Source organism: Archangium gephyra (assembly GCF_049060025.1).
Classification (GTDB): Bacteria; Myxococcota; Myxococcia; order Myxococcales; family Myxococcaceae; genus Archangium; species Archangium gephyra_A.
Map to the genome: position 1 here is coordinate 2,981,264 of NZ_JBMEQQ010000002.1, position 24,077 is coordinate 3,005,340.

Annotated in this window: 18 protein-coding genes and 1 pseudogene; 17 read left to right on the forward strand and 2 right to left on the reverse strand. The window is 68.4% G+C overall.

Annotation, left to right across the window (positions count from 1 at the left end; all coding sequences use genetic code 11):
* Positions 1 to 91 precede the first annotated feature (91 nt).
* Positions 92 to 1,900 carry an OmpA family protein gene (locus tag ACN28I_RS12795; protein ID WP_420942320.1) on the reverse strand — a complete coding sequence of 603 codons (1,809 nt, stop codon included), beginning with the start codon at positions 1,898 to 1,900 and terminating at the stop codon, positions 92 to 94.
* Positions 1,901 to 2,143: 243 nt separating this feature from the next.
* Here ACN28I_RS12795 and tssJ point away from each other — a divergent pair, with 243 nt between their 5' ends.
* The 14 genes and pseudogenes from tssJ to ACN28I_RS12865 all read left to right on the forward strand — a co-directional run bounded on the left by tssJ (position 2,144) and on the right by ACN28I_RS12865 (position 20,853).
* Positions 2,144 to 2,890 carry a type VI secretion system lipoprotein TssJ gene (gene tssJ, locus ACN28I_RS12800; protein WP_420942321.1) on the forward strand — a complete coding sequence of 249 codons (747 nt, stop codon included), beginning with the start codon at positions 2,144 to 2,146 and terminating at the stop codon, positions 2,888 to 2,890.
* 38 nt (positions 2,891 to 2,928) lie between these two features.
* The gene (gene tssK, locus ACN28I_RS12805; protein ID WP_420942322.1) at positions 2,929 to 4,254 is read left to right on the forward strand and encodes a type VI secretion system baseplate subunit TssK; all 1,326 of its coding nucleotides are present in this window, start codon (positions 2,929 to 2,931) and stop codon (positions 4,252 to 4,254) included.
* A gap of 15 nt (positions 4,255 to 4,269) precedes the next feature.
* Positions 4,270 to 4,842: pseudogene (locus ACN28I_RS12810) on the forward strand (DotU family type IV/VI secretion system protein); the annotation flags it as partial.
* A 115-nt stretch (positions 4,843 to 4,957) separates the two neighbouring features.
* Positions 4,958 to 8,593: a type VI secretion system membrane subunit TssM gene (gene tssM, locus ACN28I_RS12815; RefSeq protein WP_420942323.1), complete on the forward strand. Its 3,636-nt coding sequence runs from the start codon at positions 4,958 to 4,960 to the stop codon at positions 8,591 to 8,593.
* Between the two features lie 2 nt (positions 8,594 to 8,595).
* The gene (gene tagF, locus ACN28I_RS12820) at positions 8,596 to 9,540 is read left to right on the forward strand and encodes a type VI secretion system-associated protein TagF (protein ID WP_420942324.1); all 945 of its coding nucleotides are present in this window, start codon (positions 8,596 to 8,598) and stop codon (positions 9,538 to 9,540) included.
* A complete protein-coding gene (tssA, locus tag ACN28I_RS12825; RefSeq protein WP_420942325.1) occupies positions 9,537 to 11,204 on the forward strand; it encodes a type VI secretion system protein TssA in 1,668 nt (555 codons plus the stop codon). Before tagF ends, tssA begins: the two co-directional genes overlap by 4 nt.
* A 79-nt stretch (positions 11,205 to 11,283) precedes the next feature.
* Positions 11,284 to 11,793, forward strand: coding sequence for a type VI secretion system contractile sheath small subunit (gene tssB, locus ACN28I_RS12830; RefSeq protein WP_420942326.1), 510 nt, complete (start codon positions 11,284 to 11,286; stop codon positions 11,791 to 11,793).
* Positions 11,794 to 11,814: 21 nt separating this feature from the next.
* On the forward strand, positions 11,815 to 13,302 hold the full coding sequence (tssC, locus tag ACN28I_RS12835) for a type VI secretion system contractile sheath large subunit (RefSeq protein WP_420942327.1): 1,488 nt from the start codon (positions 11,815 to 11,817) through the stop codon (positions 13,300 to 13,302).
* 108 nt (positions 13,303 to 13,410) lie between these two features.
* Positions 13,411 to 13,902 (forward strand): type VI secretion system tube protein TssD, encoded by a 492-nt coding sequence (tssD, locus tag ACN28I_RS12840; RefSeq protein WP_420942328.1) that lies wholly within the window; start codon positions 13,411 to 13,413, stop codon positions 13,900 to 13,902.
* Positions 13,903 to 13,964: 62 nt separating this feature from the next.
* Positions 13,965 to 14,363 (forward strand): type VI secretion system baseplate subunit TssE, encoded by a 399-nt coding sequence (tssE, locus tag ACN28I_RS12845; RefSeq protein ID WP_420942329.1) that lies wholly within the window; start codon positions 13,965 to 13,967, stop codon positions 14,361 to 14,363.
* Positions 14,364 to 14,373: 10 nt separating this feature from the next.
* Positions 14,374 to 16,122, forward strand: a complete 1,749-nt coding sequence (gene tssF, locus ACN28I_RS12850; RefSeq protein ID WP_420942330.1) for a type VI secretion system baseplate subunit TssF — start codon at positions 14,374 to 14,376, stop codon at positions 16,120 to 16,122.
* A complete protein-coding gene (gene tssG, locus ACN28I_RS12855; RefSeq protein ID WP_420942331.1) occupies positions 16,086 to 17,129 on the forward strand; it encodes a type VI secretion system baseplate subunit TssG in 1,044 nt (347 codons plus the stop codon). The genes tssF and tssG overlap by 37 nt, the downstream gene beginning before the upstream one ends.
* A 54-nt stretch (positions 17,130 to 17,183) precedes the next feature.
* On the forward strand, positions 17,184 to 19,844 hold the full coding sequence (tssH, locus tag ACN28I_RS12860) for a type VI secretion system ATPase TssH (protein ID WP_420942332.1): 2,661 nt from the start codon (positions 17,184 to 17,186) through the stop codon (positions 19,842 to 19,844).
* 10 nt (positions 19,845 to 19,854) lie between these two features.
* Complete coding sequence (locus ACN28I_RS12865; protein ID WP_420942333.1) at positions 19,855 to 20,853, forward strand: hypothetical protein; 999 nt, start codon at positions 19,855 to 19,857, stop codon at positions 20,851 to 20,853.
* A gap of 12 nt (positions 20,854 to 20,865) precedes the next feature.
* Here ACN28I_RS12865 and ACN28I_RS12870 read toward each other — a convergent pair whose 3' ends face one another.
* Positions 20,866 to 21,549, reverse strand: coding sequence for a hypothetical protein (locus ACN28I_RS12870; protein WP_420942334.1), 684 nt, complete (start codon positions 21,547 to 21,549; stop codon positions 20,866 to 20,868).
* Between the two features lie 288 nt (positions 21,550 to 21,837).
* On the opposite strand from ACN28I_RS12870, the gene ACN28I_RS12875 reads away from it, so the two are divergent.
* The 3 genes from ACN28I_RS12875 to ACN28I_RS12885 are packed head-to-tail and all read left to right on the forward strand — an operon-like array spanning position 21,838 to position 23,971.
* Complete coding sequence (locus tag ACN28I_RS12875) at positions 21,838 to 22,398, forward strand: hypothetical protein (RefSeq protein ID WP_420942335.1); 561 nt, start codon at positions 21,838 to 21,840, stop codon at positions 22,396 to 22,398.
* Positions 22,395 to 23,420, forward strand: a complete 1,026-nt coding sequence (locus tag ACN28I_RS12880; RefSeq protein ID WP_420942336.1) for a M28 family peptidase — start codon at positions 22,395 to 22,397, stop codon at positions 23,418 to 23,420. The genes ACN28I_RS12875 and ACN28I_RS12880 overlap by 4 nt, the downstream gene beginning before the upstream one ends.
* Positions 23,417 to 23,971 carry a hypothetical protein gene (locus ACN28I_RS12885; protein ID WP_420942337.1) on the forward strand — a complete coding sequence of 185 codons (555 nt, stop codon included), beginning with the start codon at positions 23,417 to 23,419 and terminating at the stop codon, positions 23,969 to 23,971. The genes ACN28I_RS12880 and ACN28I_RS12885 overlap by 4 nt, the downstream gene beginning before the upstream one ends.
* Positions 23,972 to 24,077 lie beyond the last annotated feature (106 nt).

The window sequence follows — 24,077 nt, forward strand, 5'->3', positions numbered from 1 at the left end:
CCTCGGGCCTGATGCCCAAGACAGTTCAGCAAGAGTTTCCGCTCCATACAGCGGCGAGGGCGTAACGCCCCCGCTGCCTCCACACCTGGCGCTAGGGCGCATCGGAGCCCTCCTCGCCATTGCGCATGATCTTGAAGTCCACCCGGCGGTTGTTCTCGCGGCCAGTCGACGTCGCGTTGCTGTCGATGGGCCTATCCGGACCGTAGCCTCGCGCCACCAGCCGCTCGGCGGCCACTCCCTTGTCGATCAGGTAGCGCCGCACAGCCTCCGCGCGCTGCTGCGAGAACCGACGAAGCTCATCCGGGAAGCCCCGGTCGTCTGTGTGCCCCCCCACCACCACGCGCGGGATCTCCGGGTGCTCGCGCAGCACCTTGGCCACCCAATCCAGCAGTTCGAAGGAGCGCGGCTGGATACGAGCCGTGTTGGCGTCAAAATATACCTTGGCGCCGTTGCTCAGCTTGAGCTCACTGGGCGTGATGGCCAGCCGGGGCACCTCGTGCTCGGGGCAGCCCAGGTTGCTCTCCGTTCCCGGCTCCCGAGCGCAGGTGTCCACCCGGTTGGGCACGCCGTCCTTGTCCGCGTCCTCCTCCGGGCAGCCCTTGCGCTCAATCGGACCGGGCTCGTCGGGGCACTCATCCTGGTCGTTCTCGATGCCGTCCTTATCCCGGTCCTTGAGCGGGCAGCCCCGGCTCTCCGCTGGGCCGGGCTCCGCCGGGCAGCTGTCCAACTCGTCCTCGACGCCGTCCTTGTCCTGATCGCGCATCGGGCAGCCCTGGCGCGCGGCATCGCCCGGCTCCGTCGGACAGGCGTCCAGGGAGTCCTCGATGCCATCCGAATCCGAGTCCGTCCGTGGACATCCACCGCGAGCGGGATCGCCTGCCTTGTCCCAGCACTTGTCCAGGCCGTTACGCACACCGTCGCGGTCATGATCCATGTCCGGGCACTCGTTCACAATGTCCACGGCAGTACCCAGTTCGCACTTCACGGAAGTTTCCCCGGGACCTTGCCGCGGCGTCACGTCCCCGAAGGAACCTCCAGCAAGCACCCGGAACAAGGGAGTCCCCGGCGTCGCCCCTATCCCCACCCCCGCCAGCGCGAACACCTCCAACGAGGGGTTCACCAGGTACCGCGCTCCCGGCAGGAGCTCCGCCGAGCCGGCCTGCCCCGACAGCGGAATCATTCCCCGCACGTTGAACTCGTACCGGAGCCGCCGCCCCGTCGAGACCAGCGCCGCTCCGATGCGCAGCTCGTTGCCCACGTCCTGGACATCCTCCGGGCCCAGTTCGCTGATGCGTCCCACCGGGCGCGCCATGAAGCCCACGTCCAGCCCGGCCCGGAAGAAACCGAAGCGCCGACCCACCATCACCCTTGGCATGTAACGCATCCCCTCATCCCGCCCGAGGCCCGCCTCACTGCCCACCGGTAGCCCCACCACTCCCTCCACCGCCACGTCGAAACCGCCCCGCGCGTCCTGGGTGAGCAGCCCCAGCCGCAGTCCCACAGCGGGCGTTCCCAGTCCGAAGGACTGCGGACTCAGCAGACCCGTCTGGCTCGGCCCCGCGCCCTGCTGGAGAGCCACTACCGGGAGTTGTACCCCCAACTGGAGCCAGTTCATCAGGGCATAAGCGGCAGCCACGTGCATCGTGGTCCGCACCCCCACGATGGGCGTGGAGCCCACCCCCTCCCGGTAGAGCACCAGCGGGTTATGGGAGTAGTGCCCCACGGCGGAGAGGCGGAACCGACCCGCTTGCAACATCTCCCCCATTCCCACCAACAACGAGCCCTCGGCGCCAGGATTCAGATCCAGCCGCTCCAGCTCGAAGTTGTGCAGAGAGGGCTGCGCGAAGGCCACCATTCCTGGCAACACCAGGAACAGCATCAGTGCGACCGGCCCAAGCATCCTTCGTCCCATGAATCCCCCGCTTCGGATGTGTCGCGGCCCACGAAAGGCGCGCCACTGCATAGAGCAGAAATGCAAGGCCGAAGCACTCTAGCAGCGTCTTGTTCCAATCCTGAAGACTTCCGCGCTCCTTCGAATTGATCAAGCAAGAGTGGGAAAACTACCGTCTGGCTGTTGCTCCATACCGCGACAGGCCTGTCCCCACCACCCGGGAAACCCTTACGTTCCGAGTGGGCATTGACCATGAACTTGCGGCCTGTCTTCCACTCTGTCAGTTTCTACGCCGCCAATCGAACCTGTTGTGGGGGGGAGCTACCGCACGTGCCAAGAGCAATCGTGAAGGCGCAGCCGCACGCAAGCCCCAAGGCGTGCGTCCGTTCCGACAGCCGAAGCAAGGGAGTCCTGCTCACGATCCTGCTCGCGGCCACTGCTGGCACCTCGTGCGCGAAGCGCGTGGGTCCCACTCCGTGCGAGACCCCTCCTCCCATGCAGGTCGTCCTGGATGTCTCCGAGCAGGTGAACCCGGATGCACGCGGGCGCTCGCTGCCCACGGTGGTGCAGGTCATCCAGCTCAAGGACAGTGCGAAGCTGGAGCGCGCGGGCTTTCGTGACCTGTGGGGCCGCCCCAAGGAGTTCCTCGGAGAGGATCTGCTCCAGGTGGCCGAGTTCACCGTCGCCCCCGGCCAGAAGCTTCAGCGGTGGATCCAGCGAGATCCCAAGGCCCGCTTCATCCTGACCATGGGCCACTTCCGCCAGCCGCTCGGCTACTCGTGGCGCACCGTCACCGCGCTCGATCCCGTGCCCGAGCCCTTCTGCTTCGAGAGACCCGCAGGCGATCAGGGCGAGCCCTGGCCCGGTGACGTGCAGCTGCGCTACCGGCTCCAGGGCTATCAGATCGACATCCTTCGCCCCCAGTTCTCGCTGACGCAGCCGGTGCCCGCCGTCCCGTCTGCGGCCGGGGTGCCAGCCCACCCCAGGGGAAGTGCATGAAGAACGCGCAACGCGTTGTCTGGTCGGAGGGGATGTTCATGAGTCCCCACCACATGCAGCAGCTCGACCTCTATCATGAGAACCTGCTGGATCTCCGGCTGAGCGCGCTGGAGCCCTACCCCTGGGGTGTGTTCTCCCTCGAGTTCGACATGGAGGCGCTGCGCGCCGGCCGGGTGCAGCTGCGCCACTTCAACGGCGTGCTCCCCGACGGCATGCCCCTCGCCCTCCAGAATGGAGACCCCGAGGCTCCGCCGTCCCGTCCCACGGAGGGCGTCTTCCCACCGGCCCAGCAGGTGCTGGACGTCTATCTCGGCGTCCCGCGCGAACGCAGCGGAGTGGAGAGCTACGGCGGTAGCGAGCGCACCAGTGGCAACCCCCGCTTCAGCCCGGCCAACCGGCCGGTGAACGACCTGACCTCGTCCACCTCCATCGTCCCGGTGGCCTTCGCGCAGCGCAACGTGCGGCTGCTCTTCGGCACCGAGCCGCGCGAGGACTATGACGCCATCAAGATCGCCGAGCTGTCGCGCGACCGCTCCGGCAACCTGACGCTCGTCGAGAACTACATCCCGCCCACGCTGCGCATCGACGCGTCGCCCTACATCATGAGCGAGTTGCGCAACCTGCTGCGGCTCATCGTGGCCAAGCAGCGCCAGCTCGCCTCGCGGCGCAAGCACCGGGACGCGTCCGCGCTCGAGTTCACCGCCTCGGACGTGACGCTCTTCCTGGAGCTCAGCGCCCTCAACGGCATCATCCCGCTGCTGCAGCACGCCATCGACGCGGGCAACATGCGGCCGCACGCCCTCTACCTGGCGCTCAGCCAGTGCGCCGGGCAGCTGAGCACGTTCGTGGCGGACGCGGACCCCACCACGCTGCCCCCCTTCCAGTTCATCCAGCTGCGCGCCACCTTCGAGGAGCTGTTCCGCCGCCTTCAGTCGCTGCTGCGCTCCGTGGCCCTCGAGCAGTGTCTCGCGGTGCAGATGCAGTCCGGCGAGGATCGGCTCTACCGCGGCAAGCTGGAGGACGAGCGGCTGGATCGCTGCGGCCAGTTCTTCCTCTCCGTGCGCAGCGAGCTGCCGGAGAAGGTGGTGGCCGAGCAGCTCCCCAAGCTCGCCAAGCTGGCCAGCTGGGTGGACATCCAGGGCCTGGTGCAGGCCGCCTCGCCCGGTGTCCCCATCCAGGTCAACTACCGGCCCCCGCCCGAGGTGCCCATCCAGCCGGGGACGCTCTACTTCTCCCTCTTCACCTCGGACGGCTACTGGAGGAGCGCGATGCGGGATCGCACGCTCGCCCTCTACCTGCCACACCCCTTCGACGCCGCACAGACGACGGTGGAGCTGCTCGCCGTCCCCACCGCCAGCCGCTGAAGAAGACCCCACGCCATGCAACGAGTCACCGAAGCCACCAAGGACTGCTTCGACGCGGCGATCCGGATCCGCAACTCGGATGCCGCCTCCGTCCCCCCTCCAGAGGTGCTGCACCACCGTCTGCGCGGAGTCGTGGACGAGGTGCTGCGGCGCGCCGCCGTGCTGGGCTTCAGCCACCAGGACGCCCAGGACATGGCCTATGCGCTGGTCGCCCTGCTCGACGAGGTCGCCCTCAGCCGGCCCGAGCCGTACCGCTCGTTCTGGATGACCAACCTGCTGCAGCTCCAGTACTTCAACGAGAACGTCGCCGGTGACGGCTTCTTCCACCGCCTCCAGGGCATCCGGAAGGATCCACACCGCGCCGAGGTGCTGCAGGTCTACTATCTGTGCATGCTCTTCGGCTTCCAGGGCCGCTACCGCATCCGCGGCGGCGAGCTGGAGCTGATGACGCTCATCGACTCGGTCCAGAAGGACCTGGAGCGCGCCAAGCCCTTTGATTACGACGTCCTGGCGCCACACGGTGAGCGGCCCACCGAGTCCATGCTCACCGGCCAGCGCAGGCTCTCGCCGATGGTCATCTCGCTGGGGGCGATGATGCTCGCCCTGCTCGTCTATGGCGGGCTGCTGCTCGGACTGGACGGCAAGGTCGACACCTTCTTGAACGAGATCAAACTCCACATGGCCACCACCACGGGGGGACTCAGTGATCTGGGCCATCGTCATCACGATGCTGGCGGGCCTGGCCTGGGGGGCGATCTCCATGCTGGGAATGCCGCCGATCCTCACCGGGCTCGTCGCCACGGGCATGCTGCTGCTGTTCGCGATCGGCAGGTGGATCGTCGGGAAGGTGAAGGCGCGCAAGGCGGCCAAGAAGCTCGAGGGCGCGCTGGAGCAGCAGGCCGAGGAGCAGCTCAAGACGGTCCGGCCGGATCTGCAGCCGGAGATCAAGGCCATGCAGGCCGAGTTCTCCAAGGCGGTGGAGGCGCTCAAGACCTCCAAGCTGTCGCGGGGCCGCAAGGACGCTCTCGCGGTGCTGCCCTGGTACCTCATCGTCGGGCCGCCGGGCGCGGGGAAGAGCACCGCGCTGCGCAACTCGGGGCTGAAGTTCCCCTACCTGTCCGCCAAGGGCGGCGGCGTGCGGGGCGTGGGAGGCACGCGCAACTGCGACTGGTGGCTCACCAACGAGGCCGTCATCCTCGACACCGCCGGCCGCTACGTGAGCAGCGAGGACGACAAGCCCGAGTGGTTCGCCTTTCTCGACACGCTGACGAAGTACCGCCCGAAGCGGCCCATCAACGGCCTCATCGTGGCGGTGAGTGTCAGCGAGCTGATGGGCGTGGATCCCCACGTCGCTGGTGAGCTGGGACAGGGCATCCGCGAGCGCCTGGACGAGATCACCTCGCGCCTGCGCACGCTGGTGCCCGTGTACCTGATGATCACCAAGTGTGATCTCATCCCCGGCTTCACGGAGATGTACGCGGACCTGACCCGCTCCGAGCGCGGGCAGATCTGGGGCTTCACCTCGCCCATGGATGCTCAGGCGGAGGCCTCCACGGACCTGCTGCTGGAGCGCTTCGACGAGCTGGTGACGGTGCTGGAGCAGCGCACGCTGAAGCGGCTGGGCCAGGAGCGCCGGCTGGAGGCGCGCGAGAACATCTACCAGTTCCCCCAGAAGTTCGACTCGCTGCGCAAGAACCTGGCCGAGTTCATCCAGCCGCTCTTCCTGGACAACGTGTACCAGGACACGCCGGTGATGCGTGGGCTGTACTTCACCAGCGGCACCCAGGACGTGAAGCCGCAGGAGCGGCTGGGCAACGCCGCGGGCGAGCTCTTCGGCGACTCGCGCTCGCAGCCGGAGACGAGCGCGGAGGGCCGCAGCTACTTCCTGTGGGACATCTTCACCAAGGTGATGTTCCAGGACCAGGAGATGGCCGTCCGCAGCTCCATCGAGGAGCAGCGCTACCGGCGGCGGCAGCTGGTGCTCACGGCCACCTACTTCACGGCCGCGGCCCTGATGCTGGTGCTGCCCATCGTCTCCTACTTCCAGAACCGGGCGCTCGCGCGCGACGTGCGCGATGCCATCACCGCCGTGCGGCTCGATGACCGTGACGACCTCGCGCGCATCAAGGAGCTGTCTCCGCTGCGGACACAGCTCCAGGCGCTGACGGAGCACAAGACGGAGGGCACCCCCTTCTGGCTGCGCTTCGGCATGTACCAGGGCGAGAAGCTCTTCCCGCTGGCGCAGTCCTTCTACAACACCGCCCTGCGCCGGGTGCTGCTCGGCAACCAGTACGAGCGCATCGAGCAGAACCTGAAGATCTTCTCGGACAACCAGGACTCGCCGGAGTGGAAGCCCCGCGCCGAGGACTACGCGCACCACTTCGATGCGCTGAAGATGTACCTGCTCATCACCTGGCCGCACACCCAGCGTGAGCCCTCGCTCGACGAAGCGCATCAGGACTGGCTGGTGGACCAGATGGTGCGGCACTGGACGCACGTGAAGGGCACGGAAGGCGAGGCCAACCTGCAGCGGGACATCAGCCGTCACGCCCGCCTCTACATCGAGATGCTGGCGGCGGATCCGGAGGAGCTGGGCTTCGCCCGCAACAACAACATCGTGCGTGCCTCGCGCCGGGCGCTCAACAACATTCACATCACCACGTTGGAGATGGATCGCATCGTCGCCGACGTGGGCCGCGAGTACCCGGACCAGACGCTGGACGACATCGTCGGCGCCGTGCCTGCCATGCGCGGCACCAAGCGCGTCCGCGGAGCCTTCACCAAGACCGCCTGGGACCAGGTGGTGCGCTCGCGCCTGGAGTCCGCCTTCAAGAACAAGGAAGCCTGGGTGCTGGACCGGGACGCCAAGGAGGACGAGGAGCAGTCCCGCGCCGATCTGCGCACGCGCTACTACCAGCAGTACATCCAGGAGTGGCGGGACTTCCTCAACGCCATCACCGTCCGGCCTCCGGATGACGTGGACCAGATGCAGTCACTGCTCGAGAGCCTCACGCGCGGCAAGCCGTCCGCCTTCGGCAAGTTGTTCCGGGCGCTCGCCTACAACGTGCAGCTGGAGCGCAGCCCGAAGCAGGAGGAGAAGAGCACGGCGCGGAAGATGCTCGAGCAGGTCCTGCCGAGCGACAAGAAGGACGAGAAGAAGCTGATCGATCCGAACGCGTCCACGGGCGAGTACACGCTCGGGCCCCGGGACGTGGAGAAGGAGTTCGCCACCCTCATCCGGTTCAGCAACGAGAAGTCCCCCTCGGGTGACGGCGAGGAGCAGTTGACGGCGATGGACTTCTACCAGGACCAGCTCGCGCTGGTGCACAACGCCCTGCTGGGTGTGAAGGAGAAGCCCTCGGAGTCCGGAGCGCTGCTCGAGAAGATCAAGACCACGCGCGAGAGCGTGGCCATGCTCGTCAAGAAGTACGAGAGCGGCGTCCCCATCCTCGAGAAGCTGTTGCTGCCGCCCTTCCGGGACATGCGCACGATCGTCTTCGCCGGCGTGGCGCAATCCAAGAGCAACGACTGGTGCGAGGCCGTCGCCCATCCGTTCTCACAGATCATGGCCAACCGCTACCCGTTCGACCGCACGTCCATGCGGGACGCTCCCCTGGCCGAGGTCTCGGAGTTCCTACGGCCCTCGGGTGGCACGCTGCGCAAGTTCGTCCAGCAGAACCTGGCCGACGAGGTCCTCTTCTCTGGCCGTAAGTCGACGTTCGCCAACCTCAACACTCGCGACATGTACCGCGATGAGCTGCTCACCTTCCTGGATAAGGCGAACGCCCTGGCGACCACCCTCTTCCCAGGTGACACCGTGGATCCGCTCGTCCGCTTCCAGGTGCGCGTTCGCGCGGGCACGTCACCGGACACGGCCCCATCGGAGATCTCCGCCATCACGCTGACGATCGATGGCACCGACGAGGTCTACCGCAACGGTCCGGACAATGTCTGGAAGCCCATGCTCTGGCCGGGCGTGGCCGGCAAGCTGGGCGCGCACATCCATGTGGAGAACGCCTCGGGAGCCACCGCGGACCTCGACGAGCCCGGCGAGTGGGGCCTGTTCCGGCTGCTTGAGCGGGTGAAGCGCGTCGAGCCCAGCGGCGATGGGCGCTTCTTCACCGCCATCTGGGAGATCGAGGACATGAACGGGGCGCTCATCGCCATCGACTTCCGCCCCGAGCGCACCGCCAACCCGTTCTTCGGCCTGTCGGGCAACAACACCTCCCGGCTGCTGCAGATCTTCCGGGATCCGGGCCTGTCGCCCCCACGTGGAATCGCTCGTGGCGGCAAGGGCTGCATCAGCGAGGCTGCCGTGAGCGCGAACGGAGCCCCCTGAGGATGACGCAGGCGCCTCACATCGGGCTGCTGGGCAAGACTCCGCGCCACGCGGAGTTCATCCGGCACAACGCGTCCAGTTCCCTGGCGCGGTACCTCCTCCGATGGCTGGAGGAGGGCACCGGCCGGCTGCACGGGGCCCGGAGCGCGCTGCCCACGTCCTCCGCGAGCTTCGTCTTCACCGTCCCGGGCGAGAGCTCGGTGCTGGTGGGCGTCCTCGCGCCGAGCACGGACAGCCTGGGGCGTGCCTTCCCCCTGACGGTCTTCCAGGAGGTGCCCGCGTCGTCCGTGGTGGACCGCTATGCCCTGCTGCCGGAGAGCTTCCAGCCATTCCTCCGGGCCAGCATGGAGCTGCTGAGCGAGGCGCCCTCCCTCGAGGTGCCTCGCCTGCAGGAGCGCGCGGCGAAGCTGCCTTCCGTGCGGCCCGGCGACATCCGCGTGGCCGAGCGGCTCCGCGAGGCCCTGCTCTCCGAGAAGCGCTGCGCGGAGCTGCTCCAGTACGTCAGTGGAGAGCAGCCTGCCGAGGGCCGCTACTACGCGCTGCACACCTTCCTCACCGCGTGCGCGGGCGAGCGCCACCGCGAGCAGGGGCTGGCGAGCGTGATGCTGGACTGCCCCTTCCCCTCGCACCTGGGCCCCACTGCCTGGCTGGAGCTCGCCACGCGGCTGCTGCGCTGGTCCTCCCTGCCCCCCACCTTCTTCTGGTCCGAGGGAGAGCAGCCCCGGCTCCTGCTCTGCCTGGGCGCGGCGCCCCCCACCCTCCTGCTCCACCTGGCCCAACCCGCGCGTACGGCCAATCACCTCTGGCCCCTGCGCACCGAGCGGCCCGCCGCCATGGCCCAGGCGAAGCAGGCGCTCTCCCCCAGCCAGCGCCAGGTCATCGACTCCTCCCACAGCACGCTCGAGCAGCTCCTGAGCGCCCTCGCGAGAAAGGAGCGCCCCTCATGACGCCCTCCATCGACTCGCTTCGCGAGCGCGCCCGCGCCTGGCTGGAGCCCATCTCCGCCGAGGCCCCCTGCGGGACTCCGTCGAAGCACCACCCCACCTACGAGGCCGTCTTCACGGAGGTGGCCAGGCTCGAGTCCCCCGCGGGCGAGGCCGTGCGCTGGGAGCACGTCGTCCAGGGCGCCGGGGAGTTGCTGCGGAGCACTTCCAAGGACCTGTGGCTGGCCTCCTACTTCGCCTACGGGCTGTACGCGACCGAGGGCCTTCCCGGCGCCATCACCGGGGCCACCCTGCTCGCCGAGCTGACCGAGAACTACTGGCAGGGCCTCTTCCCGGAGGCCTCCCGCCTGCGCAGCCGCGGACTCGCCCTGTCCTGGTACGTGGAGCACATGACCCGGGTGCTCCCCACCGTGCAGGCCGACGGCACCTCGCCCGCGGTGGTGGAGGCCCTGGCCGCCGCGGTGTCGAAGCTCGCGGAGGTGACACGTGCGCGCCTCGCCACCCACGGCCCGGCACTGGGGCCGCTCCTCACGAACATCGAACGGCTGCGCACGAGCCTTCCCACCGGGACGCCCCCCGCCGTGGCGGCCACGCCCCCCGCCACTGCGGCCCTCCCTCCCACTGTCTCCACTCCCGCACCAGCCACTCCCGTGGAGGCTCCGGCCGCCGCGAGCCCGGCCCCCACTCCCACCACGGCCCCACCGCCTCCCGCCTCGGCTGCCCTCGCCGCCCAGCTCCCCACCACCCCCGCCGGCGAGCTCACCAGCGCGGATGCCGCCACGGACTTCCTGCGAAACATCGGCTCGTCGCTGGCGAGCGCGGCCGGAGTGCTGCGCCGCGCCAACCCCGCCGACCCGCTCGCCTACCGCATCCTCCGCACCGGGCTGTGGCTGCATATTTCCCAGCCGCCGCCCACCGGTGCCCATGGCAGGACCTCCCTCCCGCCGCTCCCCCCCGCGCTTCGCACGAAGCTGGAAACCCTGGCAGCCAATGCCCGCTGGGTGGAGCTGCTCGACGAGACCGAGTCCGCCACGGTTCAGTATCGTTTTGCATTGGACCTGCAACGTTTCACTACCAGTGCACTGACAGCCCTTGGCTCCACCCATGCATCCGCGCGAGAGACATTGCTGCTGGAATTGAGCAGCCTTCTCAAACGCATGCCGGGGGTGGTGGAGCTCGTGGCCGCGGACGGCACTCCCCTGGCGGATGCGGCCACGAAGGAGTGGCTGCAACGCGAAGTGCTCGCGAAACCCACCGCCGCGCCACGGCACCTTCCCCCGCCGCCACTTCCGCGCGACCTCGAGGCGCCACCCGAGGGCGCGTCCTCGGAGGGAGAAGCCCGGACAGCCGAACAACTCCAGGGCCATGTCGCCGCCGCCACGACGGCTCGCGCACGCTTCGTCGCACGGCTGCGGCTCGCGCGGCAGTGCGCCCAGGCGGGACACACCTCCATCGCCCGCGCCCTCTACGAGGCGCTCGATGCCGAATGCACATCGCATTCTCTCGATGATTGGGAACCGGCGCTCGCCGCCGCCTGCCTCGAGGGCTTCCTCACCTGCATCACCCACGAGAAAGATTCATCAAACGGTCTGGTAGGAGATTTTTGGATCCGTTATCGTCGTCTCGCCAAGCTCGACCCCGCTGCCGCCTTGCGCGTTCAACCCTGACACCCCGGCAGCCTTCACGGACAAGCTCCACCTGGCGACGAGCCCACGAAGCACCCATCACGCAAGGAGATAGCCACAGATGAGCAAAGAGAGTTCCGTCGCCCCTACCGAGCGCGTCAACATCGTCTACAAGTCGGCCACGGGGAACATGCAGGAGCAGGTCGAGCTGCCCCTGAAGATGCTGATGATGGGTGACTTCACCGGCCGACAGGATGACCGCCCGCTCGAGGAGCGCGCGCCCATCAACGTGGACAAGACGAACTTCAACGAGGTCATGGCGCAGCAGGACCTCAAGGTGAACGTCTCCGTCGCGGACAAGCTGTCCAACGAGCAGGGCGCCACCCTGTCGATGGACCTGCAGTTCAAGACCCTCGCGGACTTCGCGCCCGAGAGCCTCGTCAACCAGGTGCCCGAGCTGCGGACGCTGCTGGAGCTGCGCAGCGCGCTCACCGCGCTCAAGGGCCCCCTGGGCAACGTGCCGGCCTTCCGCAAGAAGCTCCAGGCGATGCTCGCCGACGACGAGGGCCGCAAGCGCCTCATCGACGAGCTCGGCCTGAAGATCGACGGCAGCGGCGACCAGACCAAGTAGCCCCAGCAGAGAGCGTGAACCATGAGCACTGAGATCATTTCCCAGAAGTCCGCGACCCCCGCGGCGGCCGTGCCCTCTCCCTCCCTGCTCGACGAGATCCTCTCCGAGGCGAAGATCAAGCCCAAGGACGAGGGCTACGACATCGCGCGCCGGGGCGTGCAGGCCTTCATTTCCGAAATGCTGGCGCCCCACCGCTCCGAGGAGCGCGTGGACAAGGCCCTCGTCGACGCGATGATCGCGGAGATCGACCGGCGCCTGACGTCCCAGGTCAATGAGATCATGCACCACGAGGAGGTCCAGAAGCTGGAGTCCTCGTGGCGCTCGCTGAAGTTCCTCGTGGACCGGGTGGACTTCCGCGAGAACATCCGCGTGGAGATGCTCAATGTCTCCAAGGAGGATCTGCTCAAGGACTTCGAGGACTCGCCCGAGGTGGTGAAGTCCGGCCTGTACCGGCTCGCCTACTCCAATGAGTACGGCGTGTTCGGTGGCAAGCCCTACGGCCTGCTGCTGGGCAACTACGACTTCGGCCCGGGGCCGCAGGACATCGATCTGCTGCGCAAGTGCGCGTCCGTGGCGGCCATGGCGCACGCGCCCTTCATCGCCAACGCCAGCCCGGAGATGTTCGGCGAGCAGAACTTCCTCAACCTGCCCAACCTCAAGGATCTCAAGTCCCAGTTCGAGGGCCCGCAGTACGCCCGGTGGCACTCGTTCCGCGAGAGCGAGGACGCGCGCTACGTGGGCCTGTGCATGCCGCGCTTCCTGCTGCGCCTGCCCTACGGCGAGAAGACGATTCCGGTGAAGGCCTTCAACTTCACCGAGGATGTCGTCGGCCACCACGACCGCTACCTGTGGGGCCACGCCTCCACGGCGTTCGCCACCCGCGTGGCGGACTCGTTCGCCAAGTTCCGCTGGAGCCCGAACATCATCGGCCCGCAGTCCGGTGGCGCGGTGGAGATGATGCCGCTGCACCAGTACGAGGCCATGGGGGAGATCCAGACCAAGGTGCCCACCGAGGTGCTGCTCACCGAGCGGCGCGAGTACGAGCTGAGCGAGGAGGGCTTCATCGGCCTGGTGTTCCGCAAGGACGCGGACAACGCGGCCTTCTTCTCGGCCAACTCGGCGCAGAAGCCCCGGTTCTTCGGCAGCACGCCGGAGGGCAAGGCGGCGGAGACCAACTACCGGCTCGGCACGCAGCTGCCGTACATGTTCATCATGACGCGCCTGGCGCACTACGTGAAGGTGCTGCAGCGCGAGCAGATCGGCAGCTGGAAGGAGCGCTCGGACCTGGAGCGCGAACTGAACCAGTGGATGAGCCAGTACATCGCCGACATGGATGACCCGGCCCCCTCCGTCCGCTCACGCCGCCCGCTGCGCGCCGCGCGCGTGACGGTGGAGGACGTGGAGGGACAGCCGGGCTGGTACCGCTGCAACCTCCAGGTGCGCCCGCACTTCAAGTACATGGGCGCGGCCTTCACGTTGTCCCTGGTGGGCAAGCTGGACAAGGAGTGAGCCCGTCGCACCCGTGACGCGTGGTTTTTCAGCTCGCGGGCTCCAGCAACCCGGGCTCCCTGATGGAGCCCGGCCTTCCGCGCCCGAAACGGCGCAATGAGGTGGCTAATGGCTGAGTCAGTACACCTGTACCTGAAGGCGAATGGCACGGACATCAAGGGCGAGAGCACGCAGACGAGCCTGGGGCGTGGGGACTCCATCGAGTGCATCGCCTTCACGCACGAGGTCATCACCGCGCGCGAGGCCGGCTCCGGTCTGGCGACGGGCCGCCGTCAGTACCCGCCCATCACCATCACCAAGCGCATCGACAAGTCGTCGCCGCTGATGATGAAGGCCCTGTGCGAGAACCAGGTCATCGAGGGCACCTTCAAGTTCTTCCGCCCCAACCCGACCGGTGATGGCACCACCGAGCAGTTCTACAGCATCGCCATCAAGAAGGGCCGCATCAACAGCATCAAGCAGCACGTGCCGGACAGCTTCGTGCCGACCAGCACCAACCTGCCGCCGATGGAGGAGGTCACCTTCGTGTTCCACACGATCGACTGGACCATCACCAACGGTGGCGTGACGCACACCGACACCTGGGACACCCAGCGCTAGTACACCGTGCTTCCGGAGCGCCCGGGTGAGCCCTGGGCGCTCCGGAGCAGAACTCACCCGCCATGGCCGAACGAGGACTCCTGACACGTCTGGCCGCCAGCAGCCAGGGCTCGCTCGCGCCCCGGGGCAACGCGGTGAGCGCCATCGCCGAGCACCTCAAGGCATTGCTCAACACCCGAAAGGGGGAGGCCGCCGCCGCCCCGAATTTCGGGATCATGGATTTCAACGACATCATCCACCTCTTCCCGGCCGCCGTCCCGAGGATGCAGCAGTCCATCCGCACCGCCATCCAGGAGTTCGAGCCGCGGCTGAAGAACGTCGTCGTCCTGCACGTGCCGGACGAGAAGGAGCCCACCGCGCTCCGGTTCGACGTCATCGCGCAGCTCAACCTCAAGGAAGCGCACGGCACCGTGCGCTTCCACACCGAGTTGCACCCCGGCGGCCGCGTGGACCTCTGGTGAAAGGGCGAGGATGTTCAGCAAGTACTACCTGAGCGAGCTCAGCTACCTTCGGGAGATGGGACGGGCCTTTGGCCTGGCCAACCCGAGCGTCGCCGGCCTGCTGGTGGAGCGCGGCGCGGATCCCGACGTGGAGCGGCTGCTGGAGGGTTTCGCCTTCCTCACCGCGCGCATCCGGGAGCGGGTGGAGGACGATGTCCCCGAGATGGTGCAGGGGCTGTCCGAGCTGCTGCTGCCCCACTACCTGCGCCCGGTGCCCGCGTGCTCCATCGTGGAGTTCACGCCCCAGATTCGCGCCTTGCGCGGCCGTTCCCGCATCGCCGCGGGCGCCGAGGTGGCCTCACAGGCGCTCGACGGCACCAGCTGTGTCTTCCGCACCACCAGCGACGTGGATCTGCTGCCGCTCAGCGTGCAGGACGCCCTGCTGGACCGCTCGTCCGTGTCCTCACCCGTGCTGCGCCTCTTCTTCCAGACGACGGAGCAGGGACGCGAGGAGTTGCAACGCCCCCAGGGCCTGCGCCTCTTCATCCACGGGGAGATGTCCGCGAGCACGCTCATCCTCCTGTGGCTGCTGCGCTACTGCCGCCAGGTGAGGGTGCGCGGCGCCTCCGGTGGGGACGGTGTGGTGCTCCAGCCCAAGTGCATCCGCCCCGTGGGTTTCGATCGCGACTTCCCCCTGCTGCCCTGGCCACGAGCCTTCGAGGGTTACCGGCTGCTCCAGGAGTACTTCACCCTGCCGGAGAAGTTCCTCTTCTTCGATGTACAGGGGCTGGAGGCGGCTGCGTCGGTGATGGAGGAGCGCTTCGAGATCGCCTTCCACCTGGAGCGCCCGCCACCGCTGGATGCGCGCATCACCCGGGAGATGTTCCGCCTGCACTGCGCCCCGGTCATCAACCTCTTCCGGGCTCCCGCGGATCCGCTCTTCCACCAGACCCTGGACCGCGAGCACCTGGTCCGGGCCTCGGAGCTGCCTCCCCAGCACGCGGAGGTGTACTCCGTGGACTCGGTGACGGGGCTGACGGCCGGGCGCAGCGAGCGCCGTACCTACCGGCCCTTCCATGAGTTCGAGCACACCGCGGGGGAAGGAGCCGAGTCGGCCTTCTATCGCCTGCGGCGGATCCACTCCCCCGTCGATGACGGCATCGACACCTACCTCACCCTGGAGACACCGCGGGACGTGGTGCCCACTCTGGGAACCGAGGAGGTGCTGTCCATCGACCTCACCTGCACCAACCGCACGCTGCCGGCGCGGCTGCAGGTGGGGGACATCTGCCTGCCCACGTCGGCGTCGCCCACCAACGCGAAGTTCAAGAACATCTCTCCGGTGAGCCGGCCGGCCCGCGCACCGCTGGGCACGGAGCTTCACTGGCGGCTGCTCTCGCACCTCGCCATCAACCAGCACTCCATCGCGGATGCCGCCGCGCTCCGGCGCCTGCTGGACCTGTACAACTTCCAGGCACTCGCGGACAACCTCGCCGCCCGCGCCAGCCGCCTGCGCATCAATGCCATCCGCACCGTGGAGACCCGGCCCCTCACCCGCTTCCTCGAGGGATCTCCCCTGCGCGGCAACCGCACGCTGGTGGAGCTCGACGAGACGAACTTCATGGGCGTGGGGGATGCCTTCCTCTTCGGATGCATCCTCGACGAGCTGCTGGCCTCCCACGTCACCCTCAACTCCTTCAACGAGCTGGCCATCCGGCTCCAGCCCTCGCAAACCGAGTTCTCATGGCTCCCGAGGAACGGCTCCCTGAAGCTCTTGTAGAGCCGGCCCGCAAGCTGACCGAGGAAGCCCCCCGCCTGGGCTTCTTCCAGCTCGTGGCCTACCTGGAGCGCCTGACGGCCTCCGGGACGGCTCGCGTCGGGAGCGCCGGCCCGGTGAACGAGGAGATGATCCGCTTCCGGCATGATCCCTCGCTGGGCTTCTCCTCGGGGGACGTCAGCTCGGTGACGCTGCGCCAGGTGCCGGTGCGCGCGGAGGAGCCCCACTCGCGACGCCCCCTCTTCGAGGTCGTCACCCACTTCCTCGGGCTCACCGGTTCGATCAGCCCGCTGCCGATGTACATCGCCGAGGAGGTCGCTCAGGAGGATCCGGACCATGCCGTCCGCCGGGAGTTCCTGGACCTCTTCCACCACCGGCTGCTGTCCCTGCTCTACCGCATCGAGTCCAAGTACCGCGTCAGCAGCGAGTCCAACTTCGACAACACCGACCAGTGGTCGCGGCGGTTGCTGGCGCTCGCCGGCTTCGACACGTACGAGGGCGAGCGCACGAGCAAGCTCCCCATCCGGCGACTGCTGCGCATCGTCCCGCTGCTGGCTTCCCGCGCGCGCACCGCCGAGAAGCTGGAGGCCGCCCTGGAGGACGTGCTCGGCGAGGAGCTGGCGGGCGCACGGGTGCGGGTGGAGCAGTTCGTGGGCCGATGGGTGGACATCGATGCCCGGCTGCAGCTGGGCCGCGACAACAACAGCCTCGGGAAGAATACCGTACTGGGCGGCAAGGCCTTCGACCGGATGGGGAAGGTCAAGATCCACATCGAACCCATGCCCACCTCCGTGTACCGGCGGATGCTGCCCGGGGGAGACCTGTTGCCCCAGGTGCGAGAGGTGGTACGGCTCTTCCTGAAGGATCCCCTCGAGTACGAGTTCGAGCTGGGGCTGACGGAAGGCGTCACCCAGACGTTCAACCTCTCGAGCACACAGTCGGCCCAGTTGGGGCGGGACACGTGGTTGGGGAAGGGCCGGCAGGTACGTCTCTCGATTCCAGGCATGTGAAGCAAGATTCCGGGGGGTGCCGGCAACCGACGGCGTTGGCGCTCCTGATAGACCTTGTGCCGTCCCCTGTTGGAGGGTGCCGCCATCCGAGTCGAACCGAAAGCCCTCGTCCGCCGTCTGACGCCCACGGCCACCCGCACGCTGGAGGCCGCGGTCGCGCGCGCCAGCAGCGGGCGCTTCTATGAAATCGTGGTCGAGCACATGCTCGCGCAACTGCTCGAGCCAGAGGACTCGGACGTCGCCCGCCTGCTGCAGCACTTCCAGGTGGACCGCCGCCGGCTGGCCACCAGCGTGGAACGAGCGCTCCAGGGGCTGCGCTCCGGCAACGCCGGCCGGCCCGTCTTCTCCGAATCGCTCTTCCAATGGTTCGAGGACGCCTGGTTGACGGCCTCCGTCGAGCACGGGGCCACGCGCCTGCGCTCCGGGGCGCTCTTCGCCCAGTTCGTGGCCCGCCGCAACCGCTACACCGCCGAGCTCTTCCCGGAGCTGGAGGGAATCTCCCGCGACGAGCTCATGGCCTCCCTGGATGCCGTGCTGCGGCCCTCGCCCGAGACGTTGGAGGTGGGACCCGAGCCCGTCCCGGGTGCCGCCTCGGAAGCGTCCACGGGTGGCTCGGCCGGCGGCGAGGCGCTCCGCCGCTTCGCCACGTCCTTCACGGGCCGGGTGCGCGAGGGGAAGATCGATCCCATTTTCGGCCGCCACCAGGAGATCCGCCAGATGGTGGACATCCTCTCCCGGCGCCGGAAGAACAACCCCATCCTGGTGGGTGAGCCGGGCGTGGGAAAGACGGCGCTGGTGGAGGGGCTCGCCTGGGCCATCGTGAAGGGCGAGGTGCCCGACGCACTGAAGAACGTGGAACTCCTGGGGCTCGACCTCGGCCTGCTCCAGGCCGGCGCGGGCGTGCGGGGCGAGTTCGAGAACCGGCTCAAGTCCGTCATCTCCGAGGTGAAGGCCTCCCCCACCCCCATCATCCTCTTCATCGACGAGGCCCACACGCTCATCGGCTCCGGAGCCGGAGCGGGCGGAAGCGACGGCGCCAACCTGCTCAAGCCCGCGCTCGCGCGGGGTGAGCTGCGCACCATCGCCGCCACCACCTGGGGCGAGTACAAGAAGTACTTCGAGAAGGATGCCGCGCTCGAGCGGCGCTTCCAGCCCGTCAAGGTGGACGAGCCGGGCGTCGAGGACGCGGAGCTGATGCTCCGGGGCCTGCGCCCCACCTACGAGGCGGCGCACGGCATCACCATCCGTGACGAGGCCGTCTCCGCGGCGGTGCGGCTGTCCAGCCGGTACATCTCCGGCCGCCAGCTCCCGGACAAGGCGGTGGATCTGCTCGACACGGCGGCCGCACGCGTGAAGATCGAGCTGTCCACGAAGCCCGACGAGCTGGTGGCGCTCGAGCAGGAGATCTCCGCCTTGGAGCGCGAGCGTGACGCCCGGCGGAGGGACCTCGCCGAGGGCCACCCGGGCGACGCCGAGAGGGTGACGAAACTGGACGAGAAGCTGGCCGCGGTGCGCGACCAGCTCGTCTCGATGCAGTCCCGGTGGGAGACCGAGCGCGCCGCGGTGGCCGGGCTGATGGCCGCGCGCAAGGCCCTGCTCTCCGCGCCTCCCGAGGCGGACAAGGCGCCCCTGAAGACCGCGTTGGAGGAGGCCTCGGCGACGCTGGCCCGGGTGCGCGGAGAGGAGCCGCTGGTCCACGCGGAGGTGGACGCGGACATCGTGGCGCGCGTGGTGGCGAGCTGGACGGGCATCCCCGTGGGCAAGATGCGGAGCGATGTGCTCTCGGCGGTGTTGAGCCTCGAGACGAAGCTGACCGGGCGCGTGCGCGGTCAGGACCCCGCCCTGCGCAAGGTGGCGGAGATCGTCCGCATCTCCCAGGCGGGCATCCGCAACCCGGACGCGCCCATCGGCGTGATGCTCTTCGTGGGCCCGAGCGGCGTGGGCAAGACGGAGACGGCCCTGGCTCTGGCCGACAGCCTCTACGGTGGCGAGCGCTTCATGACCACGCTCAACATGAGCGAGTTCCAGGAGAAGCACACCGTCTCGCGCCTCATCGGCTCTCCGCCCGGCTACGTGGGTTACGGCGAGGGCGGCCTGCTGACGGAGGCCGTGCGGCAGCGGCCCTACTCCGTCGTGCTGTTGGACGAGTGCGAGAAGGCCGACCTGGAGGTGATGAACCTCTTCTACCAGGTGTTCGACAAGGGCGTGCTCAACGACAGCGAGGGCCGCGCCGTCGACTTCCGCAACACCATCATCATCCTCACCAGCAACCTGGGCTCGGACATCCTCATGCGGATGCACGAATCTGGCGCGACGCCCACCGCCGAGGAGATGATCGCCCGGGTGCGCCCCACCCTCAGCAAGCATTTCAAGCCGGCCCTGCTGGCGCGCATGACGATCGTCCCCTACGCCCCCGTGGGGACCAGCATCATGCGGGAGATCGTCGCCATGAAGCTCGACAAGATGGTGGGGCGTCTGCGCGCGGCCCATGGGGTGGAGACGACGCTCGCCCCCGAGCTGCTCGACAACCTGGCGCGCCGCTGCACCGAGGCCGAGACGGGAGCGCGCAACGCGGAGCACATCCTCCAGGGCTCGTTGATGCCCGCCCTCTCCCGCGAGCTGCTCCAGCGCCTGGCCGCCGGCCCGCTTCCGCCCCAACTGAACATCGCCCTCTCCCCCGAGGGGGATTGGGACATCCGCTTCGCCGAGGCCTAGCGAGGAAACAATGAACCGAAGACTTCTGGTCGCAGCCCTCGCAGTGTCCGCCCTGGCGGGCTGCGCCACCGTTCCGAAGGCCCGGCTGTGCGAGGCCGAGGTCTCCCCCCAGAAACGCTCGTTTCCCACGCCGAACACGTGGTTCGCCCTGCTGCTGCACGGCTTCGACGAGAACCGGGGAGCCGTGCCACGGCCCGCCGTGGACTGCTCGGGCGCACCCGTGGCGTGGGAGGAGCCCGCGGCGGACGAGTGCCGCGAGCCGGGCCCCCAGCCCACGCCGCTTCCCCCCAAGGAGCGGTTGACCGAGGAGGACCTGGTGCTGGAGACCACCCAGGCCAATGAGCGGCTGGTATGGGTCATCACCCGGCGCTTCAGCAACGGGGAGGGCCTGGGTCCCGTGGCCCTGGTGGAGACCACGCCGAAGGGATTCACCGTCCGGGGACTGGGTTCCATGCGCGGCATGACGGAGAACGTCCGGCTGCGAATGGAGCACGTGGGTTCCACGGACGTACTGGTGGCCGAAGGAGACGCCTGTACCCATGAGGAGCCCCAGGTGTGCCGCAGGGCCGCGCGCATCCTGCCGCTCCGCAGCGGGCGCTTCTTCGCGGAAGCGGTGTCCGACTCCGAGCGGAAGTGCCTGGGCGCGGCCTGGTTCCCCCTCAGCCGCGAGCAGGTCTTCGAGCTGCCCAGCGGCCTGCGCCGCAAGTTCGAGCTGACGTCCACCCTCACCTTCGGGGCCGACGCCATCACCCTGCAGGAGCAGGTGGCGGTGAGCGACTCGGATCCGAAGCAGCCGTCGATTCCCGAGCGCCTCTACCGCCGCGCCCAGAACGAGCGGACGCTGAAGGTGGAGGACAACGTGCTGGTGGGCAGCGCGCCCTCCCTGTGGGTGCGCATGGTGGAGCAGCAATTGCTCGCGGGCGCGAAGGCCCTGCCCGACAAGCCCACCGTCGTGCCCCTGCCTCCGAAGGAGGAGCCGAAGGCAACGGCCAACAAGCCCCTCCCCTGAGGCCACGCGGGCTCAGAGACCCGCGGAGAGCCCCTTGCGGAAGACCTGCGCGGGCGGCACGGAGGCGGACGGTTCGATCGACACCCGCCCCGTGTCTCCCTCGAGGGTGGCCGCCATCTGGCGGCCCTTGGAGAACTTCACCCGGGCGATGCGCCGGATGTTGTCCCGCCCGTTCTGCTCCCGTCCGATGAGGCGCAACGCGTGCGTCACGGCGTTCATCGCGTCTTCCAGCGCGCGCCTCCCGGGCTCCGTGTCCAGCTCCACCCAGTCCACCTCGAAGCTCATGTTCTGGCCGCCGAGTTGCGACTCCGAGGGCCAGAACTGCTCGGTGAGCCCCCTGGCCAGCCGCTCCGCATGCCGAAGCAGGTCCTCCTTGTTGAGGGCGGGCCGGACGAGGAAGGGCACCTGGTTGAGCACCGCCGGAGACTCGACCGTCACCGCCACGATGGAGGAGAACTCCACGTACGTGACCGCCTCGTTCCGGGACAGCAACCCCTCCTTGGCGGAGGCCAGGAGGAGCGCCTCGCGCGGGAGATAGTCGATCAGCACCCCCGAGAGGCGGATCCCCTGCGCCAGGTGCAGGGTGAGGTTGAAGGTCGGCACCTCCTCTCCCGTGCGCCCGCGAGCCACCTGGGCGGCAAGCGCATCCAGCATCTTCTCCACACGCCGTGCAACCAGCCGCTGTACACCGTCCATGCCGTTCATCTCCTGAGGTCCAAAAGCCCGAACTCGCCCAGGGCTCGCCGCGGAGGCGAGTCTCCGCGTCCATTCCTTCGGGACGACCAACGAAGGTGCGCGGGGCCCTTGGGCCATGTTGCTACGAGGCAGCACTGGAAATGAAGCCGACCGCCCCTCTTCCTTACCAGCTCCCGTGTCCAGGTGGGCCGACACCCGCCCAGAACCGGCCTCTCCCTCTGGGAAGGGCGCTTTCAGGGGTGGGCGTAGAATCCTGTTCTCGTGCGGGATAGAGTCGCTCGCCGAGACATGAACGGACGACGGCTGTTGCTGATGGCGCCCCTGTTGCTGGCCACCACCGCCGGGGCCGCACCCCGCCACGAACTGTCGGCGGGCCTGTCCACCATGTTCCAGATGGGGACGTTCCGCTCCTCGCCGGATTTCATGCTGGTGGAGGTGGCCGGCCTGCGGACCGCGGCCGAGGAGGGCCCCTTGAGCGCCGTGCAGTTCGGCGGTGGGCTCCGGGTGGGCTGGCCCCAGGCTCCGGAGAAGCTGCCCCTGGAGGCCTTCTTCCGGGTGCAGCTCGGCGCGAAGCTGGGCTTCTGGCGGCCCGCGGGAGGCTTCGAGCTGGGGCTGACGGGTTTCAACCAGCGCGTCGCCATCCGGCTGTTTCCCCACAATCGGCTCGAGGGGCTGGAGGACGCGACCCTCGGCCCGGCCTATGGCTCCTTCGTCATGGCTCCCCTGCGCTTCCAGGTGGGCCGCTTCCAGGCGAGCGCGCTCCAACTCCATGTGGGCACCGGCCTTCGAGCGCCGAGCGCCAGCCTGCGCCTGCAGCTCGGTCTGCTGAGCCTCGGAGGCTTGCTATGACCCAGACACGTCCAGGCTTCTGGCGCCGGGGCCTCGCCGCCGCCGGCCTGCTGCTGGGCAGCGCGTGCTCGCCCACCTCCGGGTTCTCGGAGGAGCAGCTCGCCCGGCTCTCCACGCTGGCCGGTCAGATCGAGACCACGCGGCTGATGGACCATGTCCAGGCGCTGACCGGAGCGCACGTGGAGGAGACCCCGCTGAGCTGCTCGCCCGAGCAACGCGAGCGGCACGTCCCCGTCTGCTACCTGACGCGAGACCGGGCGCGAGCCCTGATGCGAGCTCGCCTGGAGGAGGCGGGGCTCCAGGTGCGTAACCAGGAGGGCCAGCGCGGAGAGTTCACCTTCACCAACCTGCTGGCGGATCTTCCGGGCACCACGCGGCCCGAGGAGATCGTCCTGGTCGGCGCCCACTTCGATGCCCACTACATGGGCGCGGATGACAACTCGACGGGCGTGGCGGGGGTGCTGGAGCTGGCCCGCGTCCTCTCCCAGTACCGCTTCGAGCGCACCCTGCGCTTCGTGGGCTTCGATCTCGAGGAACTGGGCGACGTGGGGAGCGGCCACTACGTGGACATGATCGGTGACGAAAAGCTGGTGGCCACCGTCATCTTCGACTCCATCGGCTACTACGACACGAAGCCCGGCTCGCAGAGGTCCATGCCCGGCCTTCCCTCTCCGGACACGGGGGACTTCCTCGCCATCATCGGCAACGACCACTCGCTCGACATGGCCTCGGAGCTCCACCAGCTCAATGATCACCTGGAGCTCATGAACCTGGTGTCCATCATCGCCCCTGGAGATGGCACCTCCGCCGTGCCCGTCAGCGCGAGCCTGATGCGCAGCGACCACGCCCCCTTCTGGTACAAGGGGCACAAGGCCCTCTTCCTCACCGACACGGCCAACTTCCGCAACCCGCACTACCACCGGGAGTCGGACAAGCCGGAGACGCTCGCGCCCGACTTCTTCCGCCGGGCGGTGCAGGTATCCGCCGTGGGCCTGGCCACCTGGGCGGGAGGACCCCAATGAAGACGCAGTGCTCGGGGTTCCGGCTCGGACTGTGGCTGGGAGTGTTGCTGGGGTCCACGGCCATCGCCCAGGAGGACGCGGCCCCCGCGAAGCCTGGCTCCCACCGCATCACCGCCTATGTGCACTCGGGACTGGGCCTCTTCCTCTCCGACTTCCGCACGATGGGAGGTATCGGGGGAGGACTCGGCGTGCGTGACACCGTGGATGAGCGGTTCATCTTCCAGGCCGATGCGCGCTACCTGCTGGGGCTCGGCAACGCGGTGGAGCTGCGCGCGGGAGCGGGCATCCAGCGGCAAGGGACCTGGACTCCCGCGGCGCTGGTGATGGTCTCGGGGATGGCGGGTGGGGGCATGCGCTTCATGACGTCCGCCCGCTCCACGCCCGTGGTGGCCCCCGCGCTCACCGTGGGGCTGCAGCTCGCCCCCCTGCGCTTCACCCACTCCGGGACGCAGTTCTCGCTGTTCGAGCTCGGGGTGGGAGTGGGCTCGGAGTGGCCGGGCCGCGGAGTATCCATGCACCTCACGCTGCTGGAGGCAGGTACCTCCTTCTAGCCTCCGGGAGCCGAGGCACGGGCCCCCCCTTGCCGCGGGCTTCCCGCTCTTTCATCATCACCCCACCCCTCTCGCATCCGGGCTCCTGGGGGCCCGAGGAGCCCTG